Origin of the sequence: Pseudomonas sp. MPC6 (assembly GCF_006094435.1) — a bacterium.
In the GTDB taxonomy this organism is placed as follows: Bacteria; Pseudomonadota; Gammaproteobacteria; order Pseudomonadales; family Pseudomonadaceae; genus Aquipseudomonas.
Genome location: NZ_CP034783.1, coordinates 3500211 through 3515414, shown reverse-complemented (window position 1 = coordinate 3515414; position 15204 = coordinate 3500211). Strand labels below are relative to the sequence as shown.

The 15204-nt window shown below is 61.7% G+C and carries 15 protein-coding genes; 13 read left to right on the top strand and 2 right to left on the bottom strand.

What is annotated here, in order from left to right; all coding sequences use genetic code 11:
- Nucleotides 1–200: 200 nt before the first annotated feature.
- From ELQ88_RS18295 to ELQ88_RS18245, 11 genes are all read left to right on the top strand, one after another.
- The gene (locus ELQ88_RS18295; RefSeq protein ID WP_138966814.1) at nucleotides 201–1799 is read left to right on the top strand and encodes a ShlB/FhaC/HecB family hemolysin secretion/activation protein; all 1599 of its coding nucleotides are present in this window, start codon (nucleotides 201–203) and stop codon (nucleotides 1797–1799) included.
- Nucleotides 1800–1817: 18 nt separating this feature from the next.
- On the top strand, nucleotides 1818–3626 hold the full coding sequence (locus ELQ88_RS18290) for a MotA/TolQ/ExbB proton channel family protein (protein ID WP_138966812.1): 1809 nt from the start codon (nucleotides 1818–1820) through the stop codon (nucleotides 3624–3626).
- Nucleotides 3627–3638: 12 nt separating this feature from the next.
- Nucleotides 3639–4064 carry a biopolymer transporter ExbD gene (locus ELQ88_RS18285; protein ID WP_128870269.1) on the top strand — a complete coding sequence of 142 codons (426 nt, stop codon included), beginning with the start codon at nucleotides 3639–3641 and terminating at the stop codon, nucleotides 4062–4064.
- 2 nt (nucleotides 4065–4066) lie between these two features.
- Entirely contained in the window at nucleotides 4067–4771 is a 705-nt protein-coding gene (locus ELQ88_RS18280) for an energy transducer TonB (protein WP_138966810.1), read from the top strand.
- Nucleotides 4772–4810: 39 nt separating this feature from the next.
- A complete protein-coding gene (locus ELQ88_RS18275) occupies nucleotides 4811–6511 on the top strand; it encodes a putative porin (protein ID WP_138966808.1) in 1701 nt (566 codons plus the stop codon).
- Between the two features lie 17 nt (nucleotides 6512–6528).
- Nucleotides 6529–7158, top strand: a complete 630-nt coding sequence (locus ELQ88_RS18270) for a DNA repair protein (protein WP_138966806.1) — start codon at nucleotides 6529–6531, stop codon at nucleotides 7156–7158.
- Between the two features lie 20 nt (nucleotides 7159–7178).
- Complete coding sequence (locus tag ELQ88_RS18265; protein WP_138966804.1) at nucleotides 7179–7649, top strand: YbjN domain-containing protein; 471 nt, start codon at nucleotides 7179–7181, stop codon at nucleotides 7647–7649.
- Nucleotides 7646–8596 (top strand): peptidylprolyl isomerase, encoded by a 951-nt coding sequence (locus tag ELQ88_RS18260; protein ID WP_138966802.1) that lies wholly within the window; start codon nucleotides 7646–7648, stop codon nucleotides 8594–8596. The genes ELQ88_RS18265 and ELQ88_RS18260 overlap by 4 nt, the downstream gene beginning before the upstream one ends.
- Nucleotides 8597–8698: 102 nt before the next feature.
- The gene (locus ELQ88_RS18255; RefSeq protein ID WP_128870274.1) at nucleotides 8699–9679 is read left to right on the top strand and encodes a LysR family transcriptional regulator; all 981 of its coding nucleotides are present in this window, start codon (nucleotides 8699–8701) and stop codon (nucleotides 9677–9679) included.
- A gap of 169 nt (nucleotides 9680–9848) precedes the next feature.
- Nucleotides 9849–10370, top strand: a complete 522-nt coding sequence (locus tag ELQ88_RS18250) for a GNAT family N-acetyltransferase (RefSeq protein WP_128870275.1) — start codon at nucleotides 9849–9851, stop codon at nucleotides 10368–10370.
- Between the two features lie 170 nt (nucleotides 10371–10540).
- The gene (locus tag ELQ88_RS18245; RefSeq protein ID WP_128870276.1) at nucleotides 10541–11035 is read left to right on the top strand and encodes a hypothetical protein; all 495 of its coding nucleotides are present in this window, start codon (nucleotides 10541–10543) and stop codon (nucleotides 11033–11035) included.
- A 68-nt stretch (nucleotides 11036–11103) separates the two neighbouring features.
- On the opposite strand, the gene ELQ88_RS18240 is transcribed toward ELQ88_RS18245, so the two are convergent.
- Both ELQ88_RS18240 and ccoN read right to left on the bottom strand, forming a co-directional pair.
- Nucleotides 11104–11325, bottom strand: a complete 222-nt coding sequence (locus tag ELQ88_RS18240; RefSeq protein WP_128870277.1) for a cbb3-type cytochrome c oxidase subunit 3 — start codon at nucleotides 11323–11325, stop codon at nucleotides 11104–11106.
- A gap of 15 nt (nucleotides 11326–11340) precedes the next feature.
- On the bottom strand, nucleotides 11341–12768 hold the full coding sequence (gene ccoN, locus ELQ88_RS18235; RefSeq protein ID WP_128870278.1) for a cytochrome-c oxidase, cbb3-type subunit I: 1428 nt from the start codon (nucleotides 12766–12768) through the stop codon (nucleotides 11341–11343).
- A gap of 264 nt (nucleotides 12769–13032) precedes the next feature.
- Between ccoN and ELQ88_RS18225 the strand changes: the two genes are divergently transcribed.
- Nucleotides 13033–14706, top strand: coding sequence for a nitrite/sulfite reductase (locus ELQ88_RS18225; RefSeq protein ID WP_138966800.1), 1674 nt, complete (start codon nucleotides 13033–13035; stop codon nucleotides 14704–14706).
- A complete protein-coding gene (locus tag ELQ88_RS18220) occupies nucleotides 14703–15182 on the top strand; it encodes a DUF934 domain-containing protein (protein WP_138966797.1) in 480 nt (159 codons plus the stop codon). The genes ELQ88_RS18225 and ELQ88_RS18220 overlap by 4 nt, the downstream gene beginning before the upstream one ends.
- Nucleotides 15183–15204 lie beyond the last annotated feature (22 nt).

Here is a 15204-nt window from a genome sequence, read left to right as displayed (position 1 = left end):
CCCTCACCCCCGCGCGTTGAATGAAGCTTTCATGACAAAAGTTCGGTAGCACATCGCCAGCCCGGTCATGCCTATGTGACGTGCTTGAGGCGGTCGAAAAGGCCACTTTTCCAGCCGATGGCGGGACGCCGGGAGCAGGGCAATCAAGCCAGCCTGCCGCAGCGCAGACAGTTACCGGTATTTCGAATTCAGGGGGTGGTGTGGACTATTTTTTCAAGTCACGGCTGGCGCTGTGGGGTTGGCTGCTGGTGACGGCGGGCGTACAGCCGGCGTGGGCAGCGGAGAGCGCTGAATCGGCCGCACCGGCCAGGCTGGTGGACGTCAACGAGTACTTCGTGCGCGGCAATACCGTGCTCGATGCCCGTGCGATCGAAGAAGCGGTGTACCCGTTTCTCGGTCCGCAAAAAACATTGGGCGATATCGAAGGCGCCCGGGATGCCTTGCAGAAAGTCTATCAAGCCCACGGTTATCAATCGGTGTTCGTCGAGTTGCCGGAGCAGAAAGTCGAGGAAGGCATCGTCTATCTGCAAGTCAGTGAAACCAGGGTCGGCCGGGTGCGCGTGGTCGGCGCCAAGCATTATTCACCGGTAGCAATCCGTGAAGACGTGCCGGCGCTGAAGGAAGGCGAAGTGCCGGACTTTGCCAAGGTCCAGACCGAACTGGCGCACCTCAACAAGACCCCGGGCCGGCAGGTGATGCCCTTGGTACGCGAAGGCCAGCGACCCGGCACGATGGACGTGGACTTGCAGGTCGAAGACCAGAATCCCTGGCAGGCCAGCCTCGGCCTGAACAACGACTACAGCGCCGACACCGAGAAGCTGCGCAGCGTCGCCAGCCTCGGCTACAACAACTTGTGGCAATTGGGGCACAGCGTTTCGCTGACCTTCTTCACCGCGCCGCAAGACACGTCCAATGCCAAGGTCTGGTCCGGTTCCTACATCGCGCCGCTCAGCGAGCGCTGGAGTGCGCAGTTCTCTGGTTATCAGTCCGACAGCAACGTGGCGACCATCGGCGGCAGCAATGTCCTGGGCAAGGGCCACTCCTACGGCGTATCGGCGATCTACACGCTGCCATCCAGTGGCAACTGGTCGAATTCGCTGTCGGCAGGGATCGACTTCAAGGACTTCGACGAGCAACTCGAACTCGGCGGCGACAGCGACAAGGTGCCGCTCAAGTACGCGCCGTTCACCTTCGCCTACAACGGCTTTCGCTACACCGAAAGCTCGCAGTTGGGCTTGGGCCTGAGCCTGGTGGCCGGCACGCGCAGTTTCCTGGGATACGGCAGCTCCGACGAAGACTTCGACTACAAACGCTATCGCGCCAGCCCCAGTTTTGCCGTGCTCAAGGGCGACACCAATTTTACCTACTCCTTCGACAGTGACTGGCAGACCGCGACCAAAGCCGCGTTCCAGCTGGCGTCCGGGCCGCTGGTCTCCAACGAGCAATTTTCCGCCGGCGGTGCAACCTCGGTGCGCGGCTACCTGGCGGCCGAGCGCACCGGTGACGACGGTTACTTGCTCTCTCAAGAATTGCGCACGCCATCCCTCGCCAAGTACCTGGGCAGCTACGTCCAGGAATGGCGCTTCTATGCCTTCGCCGAAGGCGCCCAGTTGTACCTGCGTGACGAGCTCCCCGATCAGGACGCGGACTACGCCCTGGCCAGTGTTGGCCTGGGCACCCGCGCGAGCTTGAGCAAATGGCTTTCCGGCAGCCTGGATTGGGGCTACCCGCTGCTCGAAGGGCCGAACACCTCGAAACAGGAATCGCGCCTGCATTTCAACCTGCAAGCGACGTTCTGAACCTACGGAGTAATTTTCATGCAACGCTTATTCACCGCTTTCCTGATCTGCCTGGGCTTCCTGCTCCCGGCCACCGCCCATGCCTGGTGGCAGGACGATTGGCATTACCGTAAACAGATGTCGGTCGACACCACGCCTCAGGGCGCGGCCATCAACGAGGCGCTGGGTCGCACGGCGCTACTGGTGCGCCTGCACACCGGCAACTTCACCTTCGACGGGGTCAAGGACGACGGCTCGGACCTGCGCTTTGTGTCCGCCGATGACAAGACCGTGTTCAACCACCAGATCGAAAGCTTCGACCCGCTGATGGGCATGGCACTGATCTGGGTCGATGTACCGACAGTCGAGGGTGGCCAACGTCAGGACTTCTGGATGTACTACGGCCACCAGAAAGCTCCGGCCACCGGCAACGGCCAGTTGACCTTCGACCCGAACTACACCGCGCTCTACCATTTCGACGGTGCCAACGGCACGCCGCCCAGGGACACCACGGCCTACGGCAACACCGCGCAAAGCGCCACCGGCACGAGCATCGACGGCGTGATCGGTCGAGCGTTGCAATGGACCGGTCAACCCTTGCTGCTGCCCGCCAGCCCGTCGCTGCAACATAACGCCGGCAGTGCGTTCACCTTCAGTGCCTGGTTGCGTCTGGACCAGGCCAATGGCGAACAGTTGGTGCTCAGCCGCCGCGAAGGTGCAAACAGCCTGTTGCTGGGCTTGAACCAAGGCGTGCCGTTCGTGGAAATCGACGGCCAGCGCGCCGTGTCTACCCAACCGTTGAACCCTGGCCAATGGCAGCACCTGGCCCTGACCGCCGAAGGCAGCAAGGCCGCGCTATACGTCAACGGTCGCGAAACCTCGAGCCTCGCCGTGGGCATGCCGGCCTTCAATTCGATCATGGCCATCGGCGCCGATCTGCCGAGCGAAACTGCCAGCGTTTATCTGCCTTTCAGCGGCGCGATGGATGAGTTGCGCCTGTCCAAGGTCGCCCGACCTGCCGCGCAACTGCTGGCCGATGCCAGCGCCCAGGGTGCCGAGACGAAGCTGGTGGCCTACGGTGTCGATGAAGAGCAGTCGGGCTACGGCTTCGGCAGCCTTGGTTTTCTGCTCAATGCGGTGCCGATGGATGCCTGGGTGATCATCGCCGTGCTGGTGCTGATGATGTTCCAGTCGTGGGTCATCATGATCCGCAAAAACCGCATGGTCAGCCGCGTCAGTGCCGCCAACGAAGTCTTCCGCGAGCAGTTCGCCAAGGTCGGCACCCGTCTGGAGATGTTTGCCGACGATCGGGACCTCGCCCAGCGCTTGCAGCACTCGTCCCTGTGGCGCCTGTACCAGGTGGCGGTGAAGGAAATCCGCACCCGCCGGGAGCAGGGCGCCGACACCACGTCGGTCTCGGCCGCCACCATCGAAGCCATCCGCTGCTCCATGGACGGTGTGCGAACCCGGGAAAACCAGGCGCTCGGCGCCAAACTCTCGACCCTCTCCAACGCCATCGCCGGCGGCCCGTACATCGGCCTGCTCGGTACGGTGCTGGGGATCATGGTGGTGTTCCTCGGCACGGCCATGGCCGGTGACGTCAACATCAACGCCATCGCCCCCGGTATGGCCGCCGCGTTGCTCGCCACCGCCATGGGCCTGTTCGTCGCGATCCCGGCGCTGTTTGGCTACAACCGGCTGATCACCCGCAACAAGGAAGTCAGCGCCGACATGCGCGTGTTCGTCGATGAGTTCATCACCCGCCTGGCGGAGACGCACGGCGAGAGCCAGTTCAGTGAAGCGGCCCATCGCCGTGGCAATCACACCCATCCGTCCGTACCGGCCTGAGGAGCACCGACAATGGCTTCCGTAAATGCCTCCCACGACGATGATGAAGACGCCGCGGTGGACAGCATCAACATCACGCCCCTGGTGGACGTGCTGATGGTGGTGCTGGTGATGTTCATCCTCACGGCTACCGCTCAGGTCTCCGGCATCCAGATCAACCTGCCCAAGGCCAGTGCCTCGGTGTCGCTGTCCGAAGCCAAGACCAAGGCGATATCGGTCAACGACGGCGGCCAGGTGTTCCTCGATGCCTATCCGGTGACCCTGGCCGAGCTTGAAGATCGCTTGCGCATCGAGAAAGCCCAGAACCCCGACTTCCCGGTGATCGTGCGCGGCGACGCCCTGGTGCAGTACCAGAAAGTCATCGAGGTGTTGGACCTGCTGCGTCGGCTCGAGCTGTCCCAGGTCGGTCTCGTCACCGGCAAACCGAGCCAGGGCTGACCATGACCGCACAACAACCCTTCAAGCCGTTGCCGATGAAGCCTTCACCCCTGCGCTTTGTGAAGTGGGGCGCCGGGGTGCTGATCGCCGGCGTGGCCACGTGGTTTCTCTGGCAGTGGGCCAACGACATGAGCGGCGTGCGCCGCGAAGCGCCCAAGGTGCCGACGATTATTCCGTTGCCGCCACCGCCACCTCCGCCGCCGGAAAAACCACCGGAACCGGAACCCCCCGTGGAAGAAAAAATGGTCGAGCCCGAGCCGACTCCGGAGCCGGAGGAGGTCAAGCCCGAGGAAGAGGCACCACCCAGTCCGGCGGACGACCTGGCCAACCCGATGCAAATGGACGGCGACGCGCAGTCCGGCAACGACGCCTTCAACATCGGTGCCGGCAAGGGCGGTGGCATGGCCGGTGCCGGGGGCGGGCGTGTGGGTAACGGCACCTACGGCCAGTTCCTGGCGTTCACCTTCCAGCGCCTGCTGCGGGAGAACCCCGACCTGCGCAACCTGGCCTTTGTGCTGCAGGCCGATGTCTGGCTGAGCAGCGTCGGCGAGATCACCCGGGTTGAGCTGGTCAAGTCCAGCGGTAACCCCGAAGTCGATACCCAGGTGCTCGCCGCGCTGCGTAATGCCCCGCACCTGAGCGAACGGCCACCGGCCTCCATGACGTTGCCTGTGCGCCTGTCCCTGCAAGGGCGGCGTCCGGGTTAACCGAATATTTAAAGTATTGCCAAAAGGAGTTGTGTGCAGATGATTTCCAACGTGAATCGATTGTCCCTGGCGGTCGGCATGGTCATTGCGACCCTGGTCGGACAAGCAGGGGCAGCCCCTGCGCCCTCGGAAAACGCCACGATCAATCTGATCCGCTTGCTGGTAGAGCAAGGTGTACTGAAACAGGACAAGGCCGAAGCATTGATTGCCCAGGCCCAGCACGAAGCCGTGCAGGCGCAGCAGGCGGCCAGTGCCGGCAACGCGGTGGCGGCCGGCCCGGCTGCCGCGCCCGGTGATGTGCGGGTGCAATATGTACCGGTGGCGGTGCGCGATCAGATCCGTGACCAGGTCAAGGCAGAAGTCATGTCCACCGCCAAGCAGGAAAACTGGGCCCAGCCCAACACCTTTCCGGACTGGGTCTCGCGCATCAGCTTCGACGGCGATATCCGCCTGCGTGACGAGTCGCGTTTCTACTCGGACACCAACAGCAACGAAATCGTCGACTTCGCCAAGCTCAACAACAACGGCCCGTACGACGTGAACCCCAACAGCAGCACCAACCTGCCGCCGTTGCTCAACACCCGTGAAGACCGCGAAAACCTGTTGCGCCTGCGGGCGCGGCTGGGCATGAAAGCGCTGATTTCACCAGAGTGGACGGCCGGCATCCGCATCGGCACCGGTTCGGACAACAACCCGGTCAGTACCACCCAGACGCTCGGCGGAGGTTTCGGCAAGAAAGACATCTGGCTCGATCAGGGTTACCTGACCTGGAAACCGTCCAAGGCGCTGACCCTCACCGGCGGCCGGATTGCCAACCCGTTCATGTCCACCGACATGCTTTATTCCAACGACCTGAATTTCGATGGCGTGGCGGCGATTTTCGACCACAAGCTCAGCCGCGACTGGGGTCTGTTCGGCACCGTCGGCGCGTTCCCGGTGGAGTACACCAACGACACCAGCACCAGCAACGGCTTCGACAAGGAAGACAGCGACAACAAATGGTTGTACGGCGCACAGATCGGCGCCAATTGGGCGATCAACCCCGGCAACCGCGTGAAGGGGGCGTTGGCCTATTACCGGTTCGACGATATCGAAGGCCAGCGCTCCAGCCCTTGCGAACCCTGGGCCGGCGCACCGGGCTGCGATACCGATGGCAGCCGCTCGGCGTTCATGCAAAAGGGCAACAGCGTATTCCTGCTGCGCGACATCACGCCCAACCCGCTCAACCCGGCCACCACCCCACAACCGCAGTTCGTCGGCCTGGCCTCGGAGTTCAACCTGCTGGACCTGAACCTGGTGTGGGATGCCGACCTGCCAGAAAACTTCAAACTGCGCAGCCAGGCCAACTACCTGCACAACCTGGGGTACGACGAGGGTGACATGCGCAAGCGCTCGGCCGGGCAGATCGTCAACAACCTCGACAGCGACGGCAATATCGAAAGTGGCGCCAACGCCTGGATGGTCCAATTCACCCTGGGCAACGAACTGGACCTGAAGAAGCAGGGCGACTGGAACCTGTTCGCTGGCTACAAGTACATCCAGCCAGACGCCTTGCCCGACGGCTTCAACGACTCGTCGTTCCATCTGGGCGGGACCAACGCCAAGGGCTATTTCCTGGGCGGCAATTACGGTCTGGCCAAGAACGTCGTCGCCAGCGGTCGCTGGCTGAACTCCGAAGCGGTGTACGGCGCGCCGTTCGACATCGATGTCTTGCAGCTTGAAATCAACACGCGCTTCTAAGGCGCCGGGAGAGCTTCATGAACAGAAAAATCATGCTGTTTGCCTTGGGCGTGCTGGTGACGCAAGGGGCGAATGCCGAAGGCATGGAAGAACGTCTGCGCACTCAATTGCGCAGCACTGCCCAGCAGCTGCAGGCCTTGCAAAGCCAGCAGGCTCAGGCCAGTGCCGCGCAAATGGCGGCCGAAAGCCAGGCCAAGGCGGCCCAGGCGCAAATCAGGCAACTGACCGCCGAATTGGCCAAGGCCCGAGGCGTCGCCGAACAGTTGGCCGGTCAGCACGACAGCCTGCAAAGCCAGGCCCAGGCGCAAGCGTCGACCAGCAGCGAACAGCTCGGCAAGTTCAAGAAGGCCTACGAGGAATTGTTGGTGATGGCCCGCGGCAAAGAAGCCGAGCGTTCGAAACTGGCGGCGCAATTGGCCGAAAGTGACGCACAAATTCAGCAATGTTCGCTCAAGAATCAACAGATGTATGGCATCGCCAAAGACATTGTCACCGCCTACGAAAAAATCGACGTCGCCGAGGTGATGAAGATTCGCCAACCGTTCGCCGGGGCTGCCCGGGTCAAGTTCGAAGAACTGGCCCAGGGTTTTGGCGACGCACTCTACAAGACCCGATTCGACGCGCCCCAGGCCGCGATCGCTCACTGACTATCAGGGAAAAACCGCACATGACTCAATTGATCAGCCACGTCTCGCCACAATCGCTCACCGAAGTCCTGCAAACCGCGGGGTATCGGGTCAACCAGACCGAACAGAACGGCATCGTGCAGTTGCTCAGTGCCAGCCAGGGCATCGGTTACGCAGTGCGTTTCGGCAACCCGGCCGTGGAACAGGGCAGCTACGTCGATTTCACGTTCAGTTGCGCCTTGCGGGTGCAGGGGGCATTGCCGGCCGGGTTGGCGGAACTGTGGAACGCCTCGCGACGTTTTGCCCGGTTGTCGGTGCAGGGCAAATTTCTGTTGATGGAAATGGATGTGGTGGTGGCTGCCGGGGTGAGTGACGATTACCTGCGCGGCAACCTTGAACTCTGGGATCGCCTGCTTCAGGAGTTCATCGTCTATCTGCGTGAATACAGCCAGAACGCAGCGCAACTGCCGGCCCGGCATGAAACCGCCGACGAAGAGGTGACCGCCCTGTGAAAAAACCTACGGTAGTGGTCGGCGCAGGTGCGCTGGCCTTGCTGGTGGTTGCCGTCACGCTGGGATTGCGTACGGGCAACGATCCGGTCGCGGCGCAACAGCCGGCGCCATCATCGGTGCTCGCGGCGAGTGAACCGGCGGTGGCGCGACTGGGCAATCAGCACGTCGCACCCGAAGAGCTCAAAACGTTGCTGGCGACGTTAGCGCCCGAGTCGCGGGAGCAACTGCGGGCCGATCGCGGCGCTTTGGAAGGTTGGCTTCGCTCACGCCTGGCCGAAAAAGCGGTGCTGGAACAGGCCGATGCCCAAGGTTGGCGTCACCGCCCGCAGGTCGAGCAGCAAACCCGTGCGGCCACCGAGCAAATCATCTTTCGCGACTACTTGCAGTCGGTCAGTCAAGTGCCGACCGATTACCCCAGTGCAGCCCAATTGCAGCAGGCCTATGACGCAGGCAAGTCCGGCTGGATGACGCCGCCGATGTATCGGGTCAGCCAGATTTTTCTCGGCGTCGCCGATCCGCAAAGCCTTGAAGCCGCGCGCAAGCAGGCGCTGGAGTTGAGCAAAAAGGCCCAAGCCACACCGGCCGAGTTCGCCGCGCTGGCAAGTCAGTATTCCCAGGATCGCGCCAGTGCCGAAAAGGGCGGTGATACCGGCCTGCAACCTTTGCAGCAACTGGTGCCGGAAGTGCGCGGCGCCGTCTCGCGACTCAAGGTCGGTGGCGTGTCGGAACCGGTACAGAGCGCAGCGGGTTTTCATGTGATCAAACTCACCGAGCAGCAACCGGCACGTGTCGCGACCCTGGACGAACTGCGCGAACGCCTGACCCAGGCCTTGCGTGCCCAGCATCAGGAACAAATTGCCAAGGCCTACCTGGAAGGTATGCTCAAAACCGCTACGCTGAGCATCGATGGTGCGGTGTTGAACAAGGTGCTGGAGGACCAGCAATAAGCCTTGGCACATTCGCCCTGTGGGAGCCGGCTCGCTCCCACAGGAGATCGAAGCATTTCATGACACCGGAATTAAACCAATAAGATCGACAGGGAGTCATCGATGTCATTCATAGAATCCACAGGACGCCAGAGCGTTACCGAATACCGAACCTTCACCGCGAAACCCCGATCCTGGCTGGAACTGGCGGCCGGAATCGATCCCGAGGTGGCGCAATATTTCATGGTCAGCGCCCGTTGTGGTTGTTTCATGCAGGCCGCACGCACCCTCAACGTCAAGTCGACCCAGCTGCGCAAGCACTTGGCGCAGCTAGAGGCTCAACTGCAGCGTACGCTGTTCAAATTCCAGGGCAGTGCCCTGACCTTAAGCAGTGATGGGCAGCAACTGCAGGCGCAATTGATGGCCTTGGCCCACGAACGCAAGTTGCCGGTGATCGAACAGCCCGTGATACGCCTGGCAGTGGCCGAAACCATCCTGCACGACATTCTCGGCCGCGACCTGGTCTCGCTGTTGCGCCGCAACGCCAGCGTACGTCTGGACATCATTTCCCTGGACAGCGAATTGTCCCTGCAGGCCATCAGTGCCGACGTAGTGGTGTGGCTGGCCGGCACCGATTCGCCGCTGCCAGGTCCGAGTTTTGTCACCCGCGAACCCCAAGGGCTGGCGCGGCTCGATTACCTGCCACACATTGCCAAGCGCTACTCGCGGGTTGCGGCTCGGCCGGACAGCCTGGATGACCTGGCCGATTTCATGCTGGTGCAGTGGCAACATGATCGTCAGGTCGAGCATTTTCGGCCATGGAACAGCGTGGTGGATCAGCGACTGGCGGGGGTGGTGCAGTTGCATTCCTACGAACTGATGCTGGAGATGATCCGCTGCAGCGCATGCATTGGCCTGCTGCCGCACTACATGAGCCGGTTCGACCGGGGACTGGTGGCATTGCCGGGATTGTTCGGGCAACCGATGCAGCGCCAGGTGTGGATGGCAGTCAATGCCGATTCCCGGGATGAGGCCGGCGTGCAGATGATCGTCGAGTTGATCCACAACACCTTCGAAGAGCGGCGGGAGTGGTTCGACAGCTGAACGCGCTTGAAACCGTAGGCGCTGGCTTGCTGGCGAAGGCGTCTGCATGGGCAGTGCAAGGCTTGGGGCCGCCTTCGCTGGCAAGCCAGCTCCTACAGGGGGGGCTCGCCATGGCGGAAGAATGCGTTATAGAGTAGGCGGCCATGTCTGTATCAAGGATGAATCACCCATGAGCGCCAGCGACTCTGTCATTACCCTCGAACGCTTCAACGAATCCCACATCGACGGCATTACCGCGCTCTACAACGACCCGGCCATTACCCGCCAGGTGCTGCAAATGCCGTTTCAGTCCACCGAGGTCTGGCGCCAACGCCTGGTTCCGGGCAACGAACGGCATTTGCAGCTGGTGGCGCTGCATCAGGGAATGGTCATCGGCAACATTGGCCTGGAGCAGTTTTCACGGATCCGTCGCAGCCATGCCGGCAACCTCGGCATGGCCGTTGCCGTGGCGTGGCAGGGCAAGGGCGTCGGTTCGACCTTGCTGGCGGCGGCGCTGGACACCGCCGACAATTGGATGAACCTGCACCGGCTCGAGCTTTCGGTGTATGCCGATAACGAATCCGCCATCGGGCTGTATCGCAAGTTCGGCTTCGAAACCGAAGGCCTGTTTCGCGACTACGCCGTGCGTGACGGCGTCTGGGTGGATACCTTGAGCATGGCGCGCCTGCGTCGCTCGCCCAAGGCCGGCTGAGTCACTCCCTGAAGCGCACGTCACCGCCGCCTGCGCATGCAGTTCGGCGGTGTCGAGCAGGCGCTCGCCATACCCCAGCCAGTACCGCTCACGCTTTTAGTCGTACGCCGTCAGCGCGCATCTGCCATTCTTTAAGTCCGCAGCACTGCTTCATTCAAAGGAACACCGCAATGGACGACGTACAGCAACTGGGTGAGATGCTTCGCCACTACGCAGAAAGCGAAGCGCACAAGAAACAACTGTTTGAGTCGCAATCGGCCGTGTGGGCGACGCGCATTAGTGAGCTGTTCGATCAGATTCAGCAGTGGCTGGAACCGGTCAAGGCGCCGAACCTGCTGGAAGTGAGCCGCGAGGCCTATGTCGCATCGGGCCCCAGCGTTGCGCTCGAGACCTCGACCTTCAAGACCGAAAAACTGAGCATCGTGATTGCCGGCAAACCGGTGGAGTTCGTGCCGGATGTGATGGGCGCCGGTGGCCAGATTTCCCTGGCGGTGATGGGCCTGACCGCCGCGCGCTATGGCAGCATTTCGCTGGTGTGCCTGCCGCCGTCGAACAGCTGGCAGTGGCGCAAGACCAACGGCCTGAAAGACCCGGACACCTTTGCCTTCGATGCAAACTTCCTGGCGCAGCAGTTGCAGAGCCTGATCCCGCGCGATCGCGGGTGAGTCTCTGACTCGACACCTTATCCCTGTGGGAGCGAGCCTGCTCGCTCCCTCAATGGATGGGGGGGACATCACACATCGAGGTTGCCCCAACCTGGTTTCAGCGCTTGCGGCGCCACCGCTTTAACCGTCTTCCCCGTCGCCAATTCCACCCGCCGCGCCACCTCCGGATCATCGGCAAACGGGATCAGGCTCGCATCCTCCAGACTCTGGGCGGTCTGGTGCTTCAGGCAACATTCGACCGCCAACCAAAGCACTATCACGCCGACTGTATCCAGCACGATCAGGATCATCTCAAGCTCCTCGCCTCAGGCAATCTGCGCTTCACGCTCGGCCATCGCCATGTCCGACACCCGCACCGTGCGCCAGGTGTTGTACGCCATCAGCAACATCCCGCCGAGGAAGAACACCCCGCCCGCGAATCGCACCACGAACCCCGGATGGCTGGCCTGCAGGGCTTCGACGAAGGAGTAGGTCAGCGTGCCGTCGTCGTTGATCGCGCGCCACATCAGACCCTGGGTGATGCCGTTGACCCACATCGACGCGATGTACAGCACCGTGCCGATGGTCGCCAGCCAGAAGTGAAGATTGATCAGCGGCGTGCTGTACATCTGCTCGCGGCCGAAAACCTTGGGGATCATGTGATACATCGAGCCGAAGGTGATCATCGCCACCCATCCGAGGGCGCCGGCATGGACGTGGCCGATGGTCCAGTCGGTGTAGTGGGAGAGGGCGTTGACGGTCTTGATCGCCATCATCGGCCCTTCGAAGGTCGACATGCCGTAGAAGGCCAGGGACAACACCAGAAAGCGCAGAATCGGGTCGGTGCGCAACTTATGCCAGGCCCCCGATAGCGTCATCATGCCGTTGATCATCCCGCCCCAGCTCGGTGCCAGCAGGATCAGCGACATCGCCATGCCCAGTGACTGGGCCCAGTCCGGCAGCGCTGTGTAGTGCAAATGATGCGGGCCGGCCCAGATGTACAGGGTGATCAACGCCCAGAAATGCACGATCGACAACCGATAGGAATACACCGGCCGCCCGACCTGCTTCGGCACGAAGTAATACATCATCCCGAGGAAGCCCGTGGTCAGGAAAAAGCCCACGGCGTTGTGGCCGTACCACCATTGGACCATGGCGTCGGTTGCCCCGGAATACAGCGGATAGGACTTGAACCAGTCCACCGGAATCGCCAGGTGATTGACCACGTGCAGCATCGCGATCACCACGATGAACGCACCGAAGAACCAGTTGCCGACGTAGATATGTCGGGTCTTGCGCTGCACCACGGTGGTGAAGAACACGACGGCGTAAGCGACCCACACCACCGTCATCCATACCGCGCCGGAGAACTCGATCTCGGCGTATTCCTTGGTCGTCGTGTAGCCCAACGGCAGGGTGACCAGCATCACCAGGATCACCGATTGCCAGCCCCAGAAGGTGAACGCGGCGAGCTTGTCCGAATACAAGCGTACCTGGCAGGTACGTTGCACCGCGTAGTAACTGGCAGCGAACTGCGCGCTGCCGGCAAAGCCGAAAATCACCAGGCTGGTGTGCAGCGGGCGCAAACGGCCGAAGGTGGTCCATGGCAGGTCGAGGTTCATTTCGGGCCATACCAGTTGCGAGGCGATCCACACCCCCATCGCCATCCCCACGACACCCCAGACGATGGTCGCCACGACGAATTGGCGGACGACCTTGTAGTTATAGGCCTGTCCGATTGTTGCTGTGCTCATGGTCAATGCTTCCACGGTTGCAGAGTAGTGCCAGGCCGCCCGGTCTGGCAGGTATGCACTGTAGAAACCCTGCCGGAAACAAAACAGGCTCAGGAAAACGGCATTTATGCGGATCAGATGAAGGACTTGGCCAGTGGTGATCCTCAACGGCCTGATGCGGTTTTTTGGCGTTCAGGTGAATCTATTACCCACTGCACCGCAGGTTCATAGTCGACGCCTCGAAAACGAGCCGCAGAGCCCGATCACCCCTGATGAGGTAGCCACATGTATCAGTACGACGACTATGACCGGGCGCTGGTCTTCGAGCGGGTTGCGCAATTTCGCGACCAGGTCGAACGCTTCATGGCGGGCGAATTGAGCGAAGAGGAGTTTTTGCCGTTGCGCCTGCAGAACGGCCTGTACCTGCAAAAGCACGCCTACATGCTGCGCGTGGCCATTCCCTACGGCACCTTGAGCGCGCAGCAGATGCGCACGCTGGCGAGCATCGCCCGGGATTACGATCGTGGGTATGGTCACTTCACCACGCGCCAGAACCTGCAATTCAACTGGATCGAACTGGCCCAGGTCCCGGATATCCTCGAACGCCTGGCCCAGGTAGAAATGCACGCGATCCAGACCTCGGGCAATTGCGTACGCAACATCACCACCGAAGCGTTTGCCGGGGTCGCCGCCGACGAGTTGATCGACCCTCGGCCCCTGGCGGAAATCCTGCGGCAATGGTCGACCATCAACCCGGAATTCCTGTTTCTGCCGCGCAAGTTCAAGATCGCTATCTGCTCGGCGCAGCAGGACCGCGCCGCGATCATGATGCACGACATCGGCCTGTATCTTTATCCCGGTGCCGACGGGCAAATGCTGCTGCGGGTGATTGTCGGCGGCGGTTTGGGGCGTACGCCGATCCTTGGGCTGCAGATTCGCGAAGGGTTGCCGTGGCAGCACCTGCTGTCCTACGTCGAGGCCGTGCTGCGCGTCTACAACCGCCACGGCCGGCGCGACAACAAGTACAAGGCGCGGATCAAGATTCTGGTCAAGGCGCTGGGTATCGAGGCCTTTGCCAGGGAAGTCGAGGAGGAGTGGCAGTACCTCAAGGACGGTCCGGCGCAATTGACCGAAGTCGAATATGAGCGTGTCGCCAGTGCCTTCGTGGCCCCCGATTATCGCTCACTGTCCGATACCGACCTTGAATTCGGCACGCGTCTGGCAGAGAACCCGGCGTTTGCCCGTTGGGTGGCGCGCAATGTCCAGCCGCATAAGGTGTCGGGTTATGCCAGCGTCGTGTTGTCGACCAAACCGGGCATCGCGGCCCCGCCCGGTGATGTCACCTCCGAGCAGATGGACGCGGTTGCAGCGTGGTCCGAGCATTTCGGTTTTGCTGAAATCCGCATCGCCCATGAGCAGAACATTGTCCTGCCCGACGTGGCGAAAACCGAGCTGTTCGCCCTCTGGCGCCTCGCCTGCGAACAAGGCCTGGGCAGCGCCAATATCGGTTTGCTGACCGATATCATTGCCTGCCCTGGCGGCGACTTCTGCGCGCTGGCCAATGCCAAGTCCATCCCCATCGCCCAGGCGATTCAGGGACGTTTCGAAGACCTGGACTATCTGCACGACCTGGGTGATATCAGCCTCAATATCTCCGGCTGCATGAATGCCTGCGGCCACCACCACATCGGCAACATCGGCATTCTCGGGGTCGATAAAAACGGCAGCGAGTGGTACCAGATCACCCTTGGCGGCTCACAGGGCAAGCACAGCGCGTTGGGCAAGGTCATCGGCCCGTCCTTCAGCGCCGCCGAAGTGCCCGAGGTGATCGATCGGATCATCGCCACCTTCGTGCGTTACCGCGAGAGCGACGAGTTGTTTGTCGACACCTTGCAGCGCATCGGCCTGGAGCCGTTCAAGGAAGAGGTTTACCCCAAGCTCCTGGAGGTCCTGGCATGAACAATCTGCTGCGACTGGAAGACGCTGTGGCGCGGATTGTCGCTGACGATCCGTGGACGCTGCTCAGGAATCCCGATGGGGATTTACCGACGGGCCCGGTGATTCTGCCGTTGACCCGCTGGCTTGACGATCCGCAGAAGCATGCAGTGTGGCTGGGACCGGATGATGAAGTGGAAAGCCTCAAGCCATGGTTTGGACACCTGCCGCTGATTGCCCTGGATTTTCCTAGCTTCAGGGACGGTCGCGGATATAGCCAGGCGTACCTGCTGCGCACGCGATTGGGCTGGGCAGGTGAGTTACGCGCGGTGGGTGATGTATTGCGTGACCAGCTCAGCCATATGCGTCAGTGTGGTTTTGACAGCTTTGCCGTGCGCGAGGACAAATCCGCCGAGGATGCGCTCAAGGGGTTGGCCGGGATGAGCGTGTTGTATGGCCGCTCGGTGATCGAGCCGCGGCCGTTGTTCAGACGACGGTGAGGCTTCAAGATCAAAAGTTCGC